This window comes from Planktothricoides raciborskii GIHE-MW2 (assembly GCF_040564635.1).
Taxonomy (GTDB): Bacteria; Cyanobacteriota; Cyanobacteriia; order Cyanobacteriales; family Laspinemataceae; genus Planktothricoides; species Planktothricoides raciborskii.
In genome coordinates this window covers 2950028-2964651 of record NZ_CP159837.1, presented here as the reverse complement: position 1 = coordinate 2964651, position 14624 = coordinate 2950028, and the positions used below count along the sequence as shown (strand labels likewise).

8 protein-coding genes are annotated in these 14624 nt (G+C 47.5%); 1 reads left to right on the top strand and 7 read right to left on the bottom strand.

Annotated features, from left to right (window positions below; all coding sequences use genetic code 11):
- Window position 1 precedes the first annotated feature (1 nt).
- The 6 genes from ABWT76_RS12550 to rpsT all read right to left on the bottom strand — a co-directional run bounded on the left by ABWT76_RS12550 (window position 2) and on the right by rpsT (window position 10284).
- Entirely contained in the window at window positions 2-2017 is a 2016-nt protein-coding gene (locus ABWT76_RS12550) for a DNA-directed RNA polymerase subunit gamma (protein WP_054469096.1), read from the bottom strand.
- A 14-nt stretch (window positions 2018-2031) separates the two neighbouring features.
- On the bottom strand, window positions 2032-2481 hold the full coding sequence (locus ABWT76_RS12545) for an HNH endonuclease (protein WP_156331968.1): 450 nt from the start codon (window positions 2479-2481) through the stop codon (window positions 2032-2034).
- A complete protein-coding gene (locus ABWT76_RS12540) occupies window positions 2462-2608 on the bottom strand; it encodes a hypothetical protein (RefSeq protein WP_156331967.1) in 147 nt (48 codons plus the stop codon). Before ABWT76_RS12540 ends, ABWT76_RS12545 begins: the two co-directional genes overlap by 20 nt.
- A 2085-nt stretch (window positions 2609-4693) precedes the next feature.
- Entirely contained in the window at window positions 4694-8665 is a 3972-nt protein-coding gene (locus tag ABWT76_RS12535) for a hypothetical protein (protein WP_231636813.1), read from the bottom strand.
- 401 nt (window positions 8666-9066) lie between these two features.
- The gene (locus ABWT76_RS12530; protein WP_054467009.1) at window positions 9067-9870 is read right to left on the bottom strand and encodes a TatD family hydrolase; all 804 of its coding nucleotides are present in this window, start codon (window positions 9868-9870) and stop codon (window positions 9067-9069) included.
- A gap of 114 nt (window positions 9871-9984) precedes the next feature.
- Window positions 9985-10284 carry a 30S ribosomal protein S20 gene (gene rpsT, locus ABWT76_RS12525; protein WP_054467008.1) on the bottom strand — a complete coding sequence of 100 codons (300 nt, stop codon included), beginning with the start codon at window positions 10282-10284 and terminating at the stop codon, window positions 9985-9987.
- A gap of 596 nt (window positions 10285-10880) precedes the next feature.
- Here rpsT and hisD point away from each other — a divergent pair.
- Complete coding sequence (gene hisD, locus ABWT76_RS12520) at window positions 10881-12182, top strand: histidinol dehydrogenase (RefSeq protein WP_054467007.1); 1302 nt, start codon at window positions 10881-10883, stop codon at window positions 12180-12182.
- Window positions 12183-12370: 188 nt separating this feature from the next.
- Here hisD and ABWT76_RS12515 read toward each other — a convergent pair whose 3' ends face one another.
- A complete protein-coding gene (locus ABWT76_RS12515) occupies window positions 12371-14218 on the bottom strand; it encodes a penicillin-binding protein 2 (RefSeq protein WP_082348895.1) in 1848 nt (615 codons plus the stop codon).
- Between the last annotated feature and the right edge of the window lie 406 nt (window positions 14219-14624).

Here is a 14624-nt window from a genome sequence, read left to right as displayed (position 1 = left end):
TCTAAGCCAAAATGCGGGCGATCGCCTGATTTAAGATAATCCGCCCAGGGGTAGTCAAAATATACTGAGAAGCTGGCCGTCCTTTAACTTCTCGAACTTGGCGAGACTTAATATAAGACGCAATCACCTGACCTGTAGCATCAGTAATTACCCGGGACAAACTGGTCAATTGCTCCACGGTGCCATCAGAGTGCTGTATTTGCTGGGGTGCTTCGGTCAACTGAGGCAACAAATTAATCTCTAACGGCATCCAATAAAGCTTTAACACCGTGCCATCTGGATACTGGGTAACTTCCGGTGGTTCTTCTGGCTTATCGGTTTCCATCTCCATCTCTGGGTCAACGCGCACCCAGACCAAAGTATGCAAAGAAACCTGTTTCTGGTCGTAGGCAACTTCCACATCATCCATATTGGCAAAATACTTGCCAGCACTTTCTTGACCCTGGGGATTATTTGCCGTCAAATAATAACAGCCCAACACCATATCCTGAGAAGGCGCCACAATCGGCTGACCTGTCGCTGGAGACATAATATTGTTACTAGCCAGCATCAACAAACGGGCTTCGGCTTGAGCTTCCAAGGACAAGGGGACATGGACAGCCATTTGGTCGCCATCAAAGTCCGCATTAAATGCCGGACAGACCAGGGGGTGCAACTGAATCGCTCGTCCGTCTACCAGCATCGGCTCAAAGGCTTGAATCCCCAAACGGTGCAACGTCGGGGCACGGTTTAACAGCACCGGATGGCCGGTAATCACATCTTCGAGCACATCCCAGACCGTTGGGTCGCCCCGTTGAATCAGTTTTTTCGCCGCCTTAATATTGTTCACCAGTCCTTGGCGAATCAACCGATGAATTACAAAGGGTTGGAACAATTCGATCGCCATTTCTCTGGGTAAACCACACTGGTGAATGGCCAGTTTTGGGCCGACCACAATCACCGAACGGCCAGAATAGTCCACCCGTTTTCCCAGGAGATTTTGCCGAAAACGACCTTGTTTCCCTTCAATAATGTCTGACAGGGACTTCAGGGGACGATTATTTGCCCCCACCACCGTGCGGCCCCGGCGACCGTTATCAATCAGGGCATCGACGGCTTCTTGGAGCATCCGCTTTTCATTACGGATGATAATCTCTGGGGCTAAAATCTCCTGCAACCGGGCGAGGCGATTATTGCGGTTAATTACGCGCCGATACAAGTCATTTAAATCACTGGTGGCAAAGCGACCCCCGTCTAACTGCACCATTGGGCGCAGGTCTGGAGGAATCACCGGGATATATTCCAATACCATCCAATCGGGGCAGCTACCTGTGGCAATAAAGTTATCAATTACCCGCAAGCGTTTAATTAGCTTTGCCCGTTTTTGGCCTTTGGAGTTGGCAATTTCTTCGCGCAAGGATTCGGCTTCTTGCTCCAAGTTCAAGTCTTGCAACAACCGCTGCACTGCCTCGGCGCCAATGCCTACTTCGATTCCGGCTAGGTCGGAATCTTCCACATACATTTCATCTTCAATCCGCATCCACTCGTCTTCTGTGAGTAGTTGCTTATAAGCCAGGTTTTCCGCGTTCCCCGGACTGAGGACGACGTAGGAGTTGAAATAGACGATTTGTTCTACGTCTCGTAGGGGCATATCCAGTAGGATGGACATATAGCTAGGTATGCCTTTGAGATACCAAACATGGGTGACGGGGGCGGCTAGTCTGATGTAGCCCATGCGGTGGCGGCGGACGCGGGATTCGGTGACTTCGACGCCACAGCGTTCACAGACGATTCCCCGGTGGCGTACTCTTTTGTATTTACCGCAGTGGCATTCCCAATCTTTTGCTGGGCCAAAGATTCGCTCACAGAACAAACCGTCCATTTCAGGTTTGAGCGTGCGGTAATTTATAGTCTCTGGTTTAGTGACTTCTCCGACTACTTGGCCATTGGGTAAAATGCGTTCGCCCCATTCCCGAATGCGATCGGGTGAGGCCAACCCAATTTTTACATAATCAAAGCGTTGCTCTAGTTTTGGCATAATTCGTCCTGCAATTACTTGTAAACCTCACCGTTTTTAATCTTCCGAATCATTCTGTCACTAACGCCATAAGCCTTAGCCAAATGAGAACCTTTTTCTCCTGCCGCCAATCGCCCTCTAATTTCATCAGCTATCTCCTTATTAAGTTTCGGCTTAACTACAGTTTCAGGAAAATAAAGTTTATTGATTTGGCCAATCCGAGCTACAGTGACACCATACATTTGCGCCAATTCTGTATGGCTATTTTTCATATATAACTGCCGCCTAATTTCCCAAATCTCTGACTCCGATAACTTTTGACTATGCTTGCAATATCGACCCTTTTTAACCGCATCTAAGGTATTTTCCGAGTAAGTCCCCTCAAATAGATGCTCAGGATTGATGCAGTTACGGACATCACAGGTGTGACAGGCGCAGTATCCCTGCTTTAGTGGTCTTCCTAACTTAGCCCAATCGATGAGCATAGCACTTTTTGCCCTGAACCCGCTTAACGCCGTAGCCATTACCATTGCCTGGGCCGATATAGATAATACAACCAGATTCGACTAATTCTCCTAGAAGTTGAGGAGGAACTGTGACATAATGGGACATATCAACGTTGGTCCTTAACTCGATACGTTGGTAACGCCTCAGCCGTGTTTACTGCGCGACTGGGGCATTTTAATAGGCATTTTAATCAGCATTTTAACTATACGGGGGGGCGGGTATGCAGATCGTACACAAGCCCAACTCCGCCGGTAAAATTCTTTCGCCCCATTCCCGAATGCGATCGGGTGAAGCCAACCCAATTTTTACATAATCAAAGCGTTGCTCTAGTTTTGGCATAGTTTGAATCTGTTCTTTGTTGGTGGTTGGTTGTTGTTTGTTGGTGGTTGGTGGTTGATGGTTATTAGTTGATTGTTCTTTTTTGGAAAGTTGGAAAGTTGATTGTTAGAAACTTGATTGTTAGTTGTTAGTTGTTAGTTGTTAGCTAAACGGTAGGGGTCGATGGGAGCTTCACAACTCCCACCTCCCATTCAGAACGGAGCGTGCCACTTTCGCGGCACTCCGCTCCTAGCTGCGCTTGCTAAACCAATAGCATCCTAATGGGGAAGTCGTTAAACGTTCCCGTTTGGCATAGCGTTCATCCTTTGTCCCTTTAAAATCACACCATGTCGTAAGCGACTGGTTTTGTGCGTCCTTTGGACTTACTAATAATCGCTAACTTCACAGCCGTGGCACGTCTGCATATCCACTGGCAAAACCGGCGGAAAAGAGCTTTCTTGCCACATCCCATTCCCAATATTTCATCCGCTTACACACTATCGCTACTTACCATTACTGGTAAGAGAAATATGGGTTTACTTCGTTCCCTAGTGGTGGTTGAATGCGCTTTTAGGGTCTTCCCTGTCCCCCTAGGTATTTCTGGGATTCCTTTGTGACTGACTTGTTAAATTCGTCACCTTTCCCTATGCCATTTTGGACGCAGCGTAACAAGCAGTTTCGCTACTTTTGTTTGGAGAGGATTCAAGCCGGGAATTCGCTCTCGCTGCCCATGAGCGCTTGACTTGCTGATTTTTCCCATCTGCTTAGGGATGATCAGCTTTCCTACCCGCTTCACGAGTAAAGATAGTGAATCTTTACCGTGGGGTGAGGTGTCTATGACCTCGGAGGAAAAACCCTCCGGGAATCTTTGTCTACAGGACTATCCTGTACACCCCCAGAGTTATGTAGGTCAGAACCTACACCAGACGCACGTTTTGGGTTTTATCCCTAGACTTTCCGCCTGAACGAATCGCACGGTAGGGGTCGATGGGAGCTTCACAACTCCCACCTCCCATTCAGAACGGAGCGTGCCACTTTCGCGGCACTCCGCTCCTAGCTGCGCTTGCTAAACCAATAGCATCCTAATGGGGAAGTCGTTAAACGTTCCCGTTTGGCATAGCGTTCATCCTTTGTCCCTTTAAAATCACACCATGTCGTAAGCGACTGGTTTTGTGCGTCCTTTGGACTTACTAATAATCGCTAACTTCACAGCCGTGGCACGTCTGCATATCCACTGGCAAAACCGGCGGAAAAGAGCTTTCTTGCCACATCCCATTCCCAATATTTCATCCGCTTACACACTATCGCTACTTACCATTACTGGTAAGAGAAATATGGGTTTACTTCGTTCCCTAGTGGTGGTTGAATGCGCTTTTAGGGTCTTCCCTGTCCCCCTAGGTATTTCTGGGATTCCTTTGTGACTGACTTGTTAAATTCGTCACCTTTCCCTATGCCATTTTGGACGCAGCGTAACAAGCAGTTTCGCTACTTTTGTTTGGAGAGGGTTCAAGCCGGGAATTCGCTCTCGCTGCCCATGAGCGCTTGACTTGCTGATTTTTCCCATCTGCTTAGGGATGATCAGCTTTCCTACCCGCTTCACGAGTAAAGATAGTGAATCTTTACCGTGGGGTGAGGTGTCTATGACCTCGGAGGAAAAACCCTCCGGGAATCTTTGTCTACAGGACTATCCTGTACACCCCCAGAGTTATGTAGGTCAGAACCTACACCAGACGCACGTTTTGGGTTTTATCCCTAGACTTTCCGCCTGAACGAATCGCACTAACAACTAACAACTAACAACCAAAGAATCCCTACCCACCAACTTTCCAACTAACAACAATCAACAATCAACAATCAACCAACAGCTAATTTTTAATCTTCCTCGTCCTCCGCAAAAGAAGTGGCAGAAATTGCCTCATAAGTAGGACGAGATGGGGTGCGGCGCTGATTGACATCGGCCATTAAATCGACTTCCACATCGCGGGAAGTGCCATCATCTGATGTGTCAACCTTATGCACAGCCACATCTAAACAAAGTGATTGCAGTTCTCGCATTAACACTTTGAAAGATTCTGGAGTGCCAGGGCGAGGAATTGCTTTACCTTTGACGATCGCATTCAGGGCTTCATTCCGACCTTGCATATCATCGGATTTCACCGTCAGAAGTTCTTGGAGGGTATAAGCAGACCCAAAAGCTTCCAAAGCCCACACTTCCATTTCTCCAAACCGTTGACCCCCTTGTTGGGCTTTGCCACCCAGGGGTTGTTGTGTCACCAAAGAATAAGGTCCGGTGGAACGAGCGTGAATCTTGTCATCCACCAAATGCACCAGCTTGAGCATATATGCTTTGCCCACGGTGACGGGGCGATCAAACGGTTCTCCGGTGCGGCCATCATAGACCACCATTTTGCCTGGGTTTCCCGGGTCGTAAACCCAATTTTTCCCTTTTTTACTGGCAGCTTCTTGCAATTTGCCATGCACAGTCTTCCGGGACATTTCCGCCCCGTACATTTCATCAAATGGTACGACTTTAAACCGAGCGTTGAGATTTTGGCCAGCCCAACCGAGCAAGCATTCAAAGATTTGGCCGACATTCATCCGGGATGGTACACCCAAAGGATTTAAGACGATATCTACTGGGGTGCCATCGGGCAAGTAGGGCATATCTTCATCCGGCAAAATTCGGGAAATAATCCCTTTGTTGCCGTGGCGTCCAGCCATTTTATCGCCCACTTGAATCTTGCGTTTTTGGGCGACATACACCCGCACCACCATGTTGGCGCCGGGGGGCAGTTCGTCCCCTTGTTCGCGGGTAAATACCCGGACATCGACGACGCGACCTTTTTCCCCATTGGGCACCCGCAGGGAGTTATCCCGCACATCCCGCGCTTTTTCCCCGAAGATGGCTCGCAGTAGTTTTTCTTCTGGGGGTTGGTCTGATTCACCTTTGGGGGTGACTTTACCCACTAAAATATCCCCGGATTCGACCCAAGCGCCAATGCGAATAATGCCGCCTTCGTCCAGTTGCCGCAGGGCATCTTCCCCGACGTTAGGAATTTCGCGGGTAATTTCTTCAGGGCCGAGTTTGGTCTGACGGGCTTCAATCTCGTACTTTTCCACGTGAATGGAAGTGTACATATCGTCATAGACTAAGCGCTCGCTAATTAGGATGGCGTCTTCGTAGTTGTAGCCTTCCCAAGGCATATAAGCCACGAGGATATTCTGACCCAAAGCTAGTTCGCCGCCTTCGGTGGAGGAACCATCGGCTAACACTTGGCCGCGCACAACTTGGTCGCCTTCATAGACCAGAGGCCGTTGATTTAAGCAGGTATCTTGGTTAGACCGTTGATATTTCTGGAGTTCGTAGGTAATCTCAGCTAATTGTGGCTGAACTATTGGTGAGATATTGGCAGGTTTCAGCAGTTGTCCTTTGATCAGGCTATCTGTGACTGATGCAAGTAGTTGCGCTAAGTCATTGATTAGCTGAGGAACTTGCTGAAGCAGTTTCCAGCCTCCATGTTGAAAAGTTGCTACAGCCTTCCAAGTAAATTCTACAAGTTGGTCAAAAACTTGCGTAGAAAGTATATCCTTCAAAACTCCAGCAATAGAACTCAGTGCTGGAAGCAAAATCCAGGCAGCAAAAGAACGAGCTAAAGCAATTTCTATTTCCGCTGGAGCCAAACCTGGTGGCAAGATATTTCCAACAGATTTAACCACCTCATAAATGCGATTACTGATGTACTTTTTGATCTGCTCAAAAAGCCAATCAATTACCTGTGTAAATTGTTCTTTCAGAAATTTGTTGGGAATTAAACCCAGTAAATGCTCTTTGAGATTATCAATCATCAAAGATGGGAAAGTAGTATCAATGTTTGATAACAACTTTGGATCAATGGTAGTTAGAGTAGATACTGCTATTCCACTACTGGCAGTAACTGCGGACATTGTGAGTTGTTGCATCACCATCCAAGCCAGTTTTTGACCAAGTAACTCAGAAGTTGCTTCCAAAACTTCATCTAGTTTTGGTTTGCCTGTGTTTACTTCAATCTTAGGAAGAGGCTGTACCCGAATTTGAGTCGCATCTACATAAGTAACAATACCATCGGTGCGGGAGACGATGACCATGCCAGAGTCCCGCGCGGCTTGGGTTTCGAGTCCGGTGCCGACTAGGGGGCGTTCCGGTTTGAGCAAGGGCACCGCTTGGCGCTGCATATTAGACCCCATGAGGGCGCGGTTGGCGTCGTCATGTTCTAGGAAGGGAATTAAGGAGGTGGCCACGGAGATGATTTGCACCGGGGAAATGGCCACATAGTCCACTTGTTCCGGGGTGGTGGTGGTGAAGTCTTGGCGATAGCGCACGGGTACGGTTTCCCCTTGGATATAGCCATTTTCATCAATGGGAATATCCCCTGGGGCGACGCGGCGATCGTCTTCTTCGTCAGCGGTCATAAAGATGGGTGCTTGAGAGCGATCGACTCGGCCATTTTTCACTGGATAAAATGGCGTTTCAATAAAGCCATAGTCATTTACCCGCGCATGGGTGGCCAAGGAGCCAATCAGTCCAGCGTTTGGTCCTTCTGGGGTTTCAATGGGGCAAATCCGGCCATAGTGAGACGGGTGAATATCCCGCACGGCAAAGCCAGCCCGTTCGCGAGTCAAACCGCCAGGGCCGAGGGCAGACAGCCGCCGTTTATGGGTCAGTTCCGCCAGAGGGTTGGTTTGGTCCATAAACTGCGACAGTTGGGAGGAGCCAAAGAATTCTTTAATCGCGGCGACTAAGGGTTTGGGGTTGACTAAGGAAGCAGGAGTTAAGGCATCGGAGTCAGAAACGGTCATCCGTTCCCGGATAATCCGTTCTAATCGATTCAGCCCCACGCGGACTTGGTTTTGCAGCAGTTCGCCAACCGAGCGGACACGACGGTTGCCCAAGTGGTCGATGTCATCGGTAGAACCAACGTCAAATTCCAGGTTAATCAGATAGTCGATCGCGGTGAGAATATCCTGGGGTGTCAGGACGCGCACGCTGTCGGGTATGGATAGGCGTAATTTGCGATTCAGCTTGTACCGACCGACTTTGCCCAAGTCATAGCGCTTGGGGTCGAAGAAGCGCGAGTCGAGCAGTTGTTGACCGCCAGAAACCGTGGGGGGTTCACCGGGACGCAGCTTTTTATAGAGTTCCATCAGGGCTTCATCTTCGGTGTATTGCCCTTCTTTTTCGATGGTTTTTTGGTAATACTCTGGGTGACGCATGGTGTCGAATATTTCGTTATCCGTCAGCCCCAAAGCTTTGAGTAAAATATGGGCAGACAGTTTCCGAGTTTTGTCAATCCGCACCCAGACAATATCGTTTTTATCCGTCTCAAATTTCAGCCATGCCCCTCGGTTGGGGATCAGGCTGGCGTTGTAGCAGCGCCGACCATTTTTGTCGGTTTCTGATTTGTAGTAAACCCCAGGGGATCGCACAATTTGATTGACGATTACCCGTTCGGCTCCGTTGATAATGAACGTGCCCCGTTCAGTCATTAAAGGCAGGTCGCCGATGAAGACTTCCTGCTCTTTAATCTCGCCTGTTTCTTTGTTAATTAAGCGAGTTGGCACATACATTTGTACCGCGTAGGTGGCATCACGGCGTTTTGCTTCATCTACATCGTATTTGGGGCGCTTCAGTTTATAATTTTTGCCGATAAAATGAAGTTCCAGCTTGCCCGTATAGTCCGCAATGGGGGAAAAACTTTCTAGTTCTTCTATGAGTCCCACTTCAAGAAACCACCGAAAGCTGGCTCTTTGGATTTCGACCAAATCTGGTAACGTGAATGCCGGTGTTCTGTAGGTCTGATTATCCATTATTAGTGAACCGTTCCAAGAGTAAATTCGAGTGCAGGTTGTGGTGTGCGATCGTAGACTTCTATAGAGATTTACCAATCAATGAGCGGATATTGACAGATTGGCAAATCCGTTTAACTCAAATAGAGAGTTTCTTAGGAGAGAGGAGAGAGAGTTTCTTAGGATAGAGTTTCTTAGGAGAGAGGAGAGAGAATAAACATAACCATACTCTTTGCTATTTCCTCTTTGCTATTTCCTCTTTCATTAGCATCTCTTTCATTAGTACCTTTTTTGGGTTATTTAGCCAGCAAATAACTAGACACTTTTAAAGGTTCTGGCTTAGGGGAAGACTAACTGTTATGGTTGGTGGTTGATGGTTGGCGATTGTTTAATTAGTGTCTTAATTAGCTGTTATCATAAAATCAGTTATCGGGAACTTGACTCGCCGACGATCGGAGTCCAAACAATTCTTCTGCATTTTTGGTAGTTTGTTCAGCTAAAGTTTCTAAAGTAACATTCCTGAGTCTCGCCACTTCTTCAGCGACATATCGAACGTAAGCAGGTTCATTCCGTTTTCCCCGTTTGGGAACTGGAGCCAGAAAAGGACAATCGGTTTCGATCAGGAGGCGATCGCAGGCGATCATCTTTGCCGAGGCTTGCACCTGATGGGCATTTTTAAAAGTGACAATGCCACTAATGCTTACATACAATCCCAAGTCCAAAAACCATTGGGTTTCTTCTGGGGTGCCGCCCCAACAGTGCATCACCCCTCGCACAGACCCGGAACTTTCCCAAAAGTCTCGCAATAGCTCTGCCATCACTAGGGCGGCATCTCGACAGTGAATAATCACTGGCTTATTTAGTTCTTGGGCAATTTGTAATTGGCTGGTGAAGACGAATTTTTGATGATCTTGGTTCTGAGCTTTGTAAAAATCCAGACCCATTTCACCGATCGCCACTACTTTGGGATCCGAAGCCGCTAAATAGCGAATCCGATCCTGGGTGTCAGACTGCCATTCGTGAGCGTCTAGGGGGTGTAATCCTACGGCAAAATACAATTCGGGAAAGCGATCCGCCAAGGCTTGAATGCTGGCAAATTCATCTGGGGTCACACATGAATGAATCAGACGAGCCACTCCAGCAGAACGCCAGCGATCGCACACTGCCTGAATGTCCGATTGGAACACATCAAAGTTGATGTGAACGTGGGTATCGATCAATTGCATCTGCTTGGCGTCGCTTTAAGAATAAGGTTATCTTTGTTTACAATACACGATATAGAGGACAGGGTACAGAGACTTTCTCTGTCCCCTGTTCGCAGTGGAGGAATTCACACACGCTTATGCAGCCGCCAAAGTTTCGACCTTTTTGAGTGCTCTTGCTAGCTGAGATTTTTTTCTAGCGCCATTATTACGGTGAATCACCCCGGTTTTCACGGCTTTATCAATCTTGCTATAAGCGGCACTGATCGACTCACTGACTTCTTGTCGCACTTCAGGGCTACGATTCTTTTCGTACTTGCTGATTTGCGCGAGGCATTTCTTGATCAGGGTCTTGACCGCCGACTTATAGGATTTGTTGCGCAAACGGTTGCGCTCGTTGATTTGGATACGTTTTTCAGCAGACTTAATATTGGCCACAGCAGATTCTAATAAAACTCTTTACGCTTCAAAGACATACAAAATACTAGACTCCACATTGTAGCATTGAAGTCGGCTGATTTACAAATTTGGAGTCCTAATTTCTTGATCGATGGCGGCGAAGTCACGGGAATACATCGGCGATCGCGATCGCTCCGTTACTTCAGGGGTGATTTTAACCTTGAGTGAACCCTGGGTCAGCCTCTTTGATACTTGAGGATGAGCCTCGGAAGAATCAACTCGTCGCCTCTATTCGTCGCCCCTAGCAGCAAGTTTCTCTGAGGATCCAGAGAAATTGGCCTCCCCTGGGTCAAGATTATAGAAAAGGCAAGTCAGTAAACAAGATTCCACGTTAAGCTAGATACAGGTAGGGGCGATAGCATAAGCGCTTTTATTTCTCGCAGATAACGAGTAACCTTGTCCGCTTATGCTTCGCTCCCCCCGAGGCGAGCCACTCATTTTTACTTGCTAGTCAGAGGGATAAAAACGCAAGTCCTATCTTATTTAATCTAAATAAGCATCATGGGATCGGCCCCTCTGAGTCATGCCAGACGAGTTCTCGTATGGGCGCATACTTTTGATAACTTCCAAACCCCATGCTGCGAATCATTACTCAGCGAACCTACGCAGTCGCAGAAATCGCACGGATCTGCGAACGCACCCACGATGACCAAGTGGTTCAAAAAGAATCAATGGTCAGAGATGTCCTTCAGACCGTGAGGCACGAAGGTGACCAGGCACTCCTAAATTATACTGCTCAGTTTGATGGTCTTTCTTTAAATGTTGACTCCCTGCGAGTAAGCGGATCTGACCTGGATGCTGCTTATCAGCAGGTTAATAAGGACTTACTAGACGCCATTCGCTTGGCTCGGCAAAAAATCGAAGCATTTCATCGCGAGCGTACCCCAAAGTCCTGGGTACAATTTGCCGAAGATGAAGTGGTTCTGGGTAAACGTTACACCCCGGTAGACCGGGCGGGTCTTTATATCCCTGGGGGTCGTGCGGCGTATCCGAGTACAGTGCTGATGAATGCTATTCCAGCCAAAGTGGCTGGGGTGCCAAGAATTATTATTTGTACTCCACCAGGCCTAGCACAAGGGATCGCTCCTGCGGTGTTGGTGGCTGCCCAAGAAGCCGGGGTTACGGAAATCTATCGGGTTGGCGGGGCGCAAGCGATCGCGGCGATGGCTTATGGGACGGAAACCATTCCTAAAGTGGATGTGATTACAGGACCGGGGAATATCTATGTAACGTTGGCGAAAAAGCTAGTCTATGGCACGGTGGGGATCGATTCCTTGGCTGGGCCTTCGGAAGTGCTGATTATTGCAGACAGCCTTGCTAACCCCGCTCATTTGGCCGCCGATTTATTGGCCCAAGCGGAACACGATCCGATGGCAGCGGCGATTTTGATTACGACCGATGAAATTTTGGCCAAACAGGTGGCAATGGAAGTCGATCGCCAGTTGGCAGAACATCCGCGCCGGACTCTAACGGAAAAGGCGATCGCTCATTATGGTTTGGCGATCGTCGTAGAGTCCCTGGAAATTGCCGCTGAACTCTCAAATCAATTTGCTCCAGAACACTTGGAACTCGAAGTGGCTCAACCGTGGGATTTACTGCCCCACATTCGCCATGCGGGGGCAATTTTTCTGGGGAATTCCACCCCGGAAGCGGTGGGAGACTATTTAGCTGGACCAAATCACACCTTACCAACTTCCGGGGCGGCTCGTTATGCTTCCCCCTTGGGGGTGGAAACTTTTATGAAAAGTTCCAGTTTAATTCAGTATAGCCCACAGGCTTTGCAAAAAGTAGCCAGCGCCATTGACCTGCTTGCGACTGCCGAAGGTTTACCTTCTCATGCGGAGTCGGTGAGACTCAGAGTGAAAAAATCACACTGAATTATTCAGAACATAAACCATCATCCGATGGAAACGTCAAACCGACATGACCGCCCTTGTTTTTAGGTGTCATGTCGGTTGTTTCTTGTAGGCATGGGCAAGCGGCTGCTAGAGGGGCAATTTGGAGAGAAATTGTAGGGGCGAACGGCCGTTCGCCCCTAAGAAGGCCATCTATCAGTCGATCGGGTTTATTTTGTTGCAGGAGGAATTCCTTCAATGCCGATCAGGGCTTCCATGACCGATCGCACCACTGGGGCGGCTACGGTTCCGCCAAAGCCACCTTCTGGTTCATCGATCACCGCGAGGACGACATAGCGAGGATTTTCCGCTGGCAAAATGCCCACAAAACTGGTGATTCTAGCGTAATTTGAATAACCCCCACTATCCGCAGTGACTTTTTGTGAGGTGCCAGTTTTGCCCGCAATGCGATAATTGGCAATTTCCGCTTGTTTGCCGGTGCCATCTTCGTCGTGAATGACACTTTCCATCATTTTCACTACGCTGGCCGCCGTATCAGCGGAAAAAATTTGCTGCGGTTCGGGCAAGTCTAATGTCCATTTGGCGTTGCCTTGACTGTCGTAAAGTCCTTGGACGACATGGGGGGTGATTAAGTAGCCCCCGTTGGCTAAGGCGGCGTGTAATCGGGCTAGATGGATGGGCGCTAGGGCAAACCCTTGACCAAAGGCGGTGGTAGCTGGGTGAACCGGGGAGGCGATAAATTCCCAGTCCGGTCTGATGTCGCTGGGGGTTTCAAAGGGCAGGTCAACGGTGACGGTTTCTCCTAGTCCTAAGCGTTTTAACCACTGGTAGAAGGCACGGGGGCGCATCTGCGACACAATATGAACCATGCCGACATTACTGGAATATTTCAAGATTTCTTTAATATCGATCGTGCCTCTCCCCCCTGAGTAATTATAGTCAGCATTGGAAATCGGCCAGCCATCGACATAGATTCGTCCTTCGTCGTAGAACACACTGTCGGGTTTAATTACACCCGCTTCTAGGGCGATCGCGACGGCAATTGGTTTAAAAGTCGATCCCGGTTCATATAAATCGGTGATTGCCCAGTTTTTATACAATTCTGGAGCAAATTTATAATAATGATTCGGATCGTAAGTTGGTTCGCACACGAGAGAGAGCAAAGATCCATCAACCGCATCCATGACAATTACTGTCCCCCGTTTGGCTTTGGTTTCTTTAATTTTTTTGTCCAAAGCTTCCCGAACCGCTCGTTGCAGGCGACTATCTAAGGTTAGTTCGATCGTTAAATCATCCAGTTTCAGGAAATTGTCGGGGACGAGATCCGCAATCCACGCTTCCCCAGAACGGGTGAGGGTCTGTCGGGACAAGGAGCGATCTAATAGTTTTTCTTGACTATATTCTACCCCGGCTTGGCCTTTCCCTTCTAAATCCACATAGCCCAAGACATCGGCAAATAGTTTTTCTTGGGGATAAAACCGCCGCTGATATTGACTAAGTTCTAGTCCATCTAAAAATAGCTGTTTGATTTTCTTTGCCTCCACTTCTGTGAGGTCATCTTTAACTAAAATGCCGGTTTCTTTTTGGTTAAATTCATTGGACAATTCGGCAGGCGATCGCTCCAAAATTGGGGCTAATTTTTCGGCAATTTCAGTTTTAGATTCTTGAAATAATCCCGGGTGAGCAAATAAACGATAAGCCGGTTGATCTAGGGCAATCACGTTGCCATTTCGATCCAAGATTTTTCGCCGTGGGACAAATGGTTCAATTTTGACAGATTGTTGCTCCTGGGCTGTCGTCCGCAAATCCGCTGCTTGCACGATTTGCAGTAAATATAATTTGAGAATTAAACCGAACATCCCCGCCAGCAAAATGCCCCAGACTATAAATAGGCGGACGCGGGAATTAGCCAAGTTTTGCCGATACTGTCGGCGATGTGGCGATCGCGGGCGGGCGGCATTGCCCCGATTCCTTTGTGAATGGCGATTAATTGGGTGGCGGTGATAATTTGCGGAGTATTTGAACGTTTTTTTGAATAAATTTAATACTAATCTCATTGACGAGATTAATGAGATTATTATATTTTTATACCTAGAATTTTTGCTATTTTTTGCTATTTTTGAGCCTGTGGTATAATCCGAATATTTTTGTTGTCTATTGACTCGATTATTAAAATATGTAATATTTTCTTTTTGAACTTTTTTTCTGTTTTTTGAATCTTTATTTTTGTCCATAAATTTAACCAAATAATATTTTAAAAAATATCTAACTAAAATATATAAATATCAATGAAACATTATAATGAATAATTGATATATTTTAACTTTTGTGAGGTGTATTAGCTCTGTGGATTCCCGCCTGAAGCGGTTCGGGACAGAGAAAAATAAGTGCCTTTATCAGAAAGTCTATAATAAATGAGTAGAAAATTGTCCACTATTCACTATTCACTATTCACTATTTATT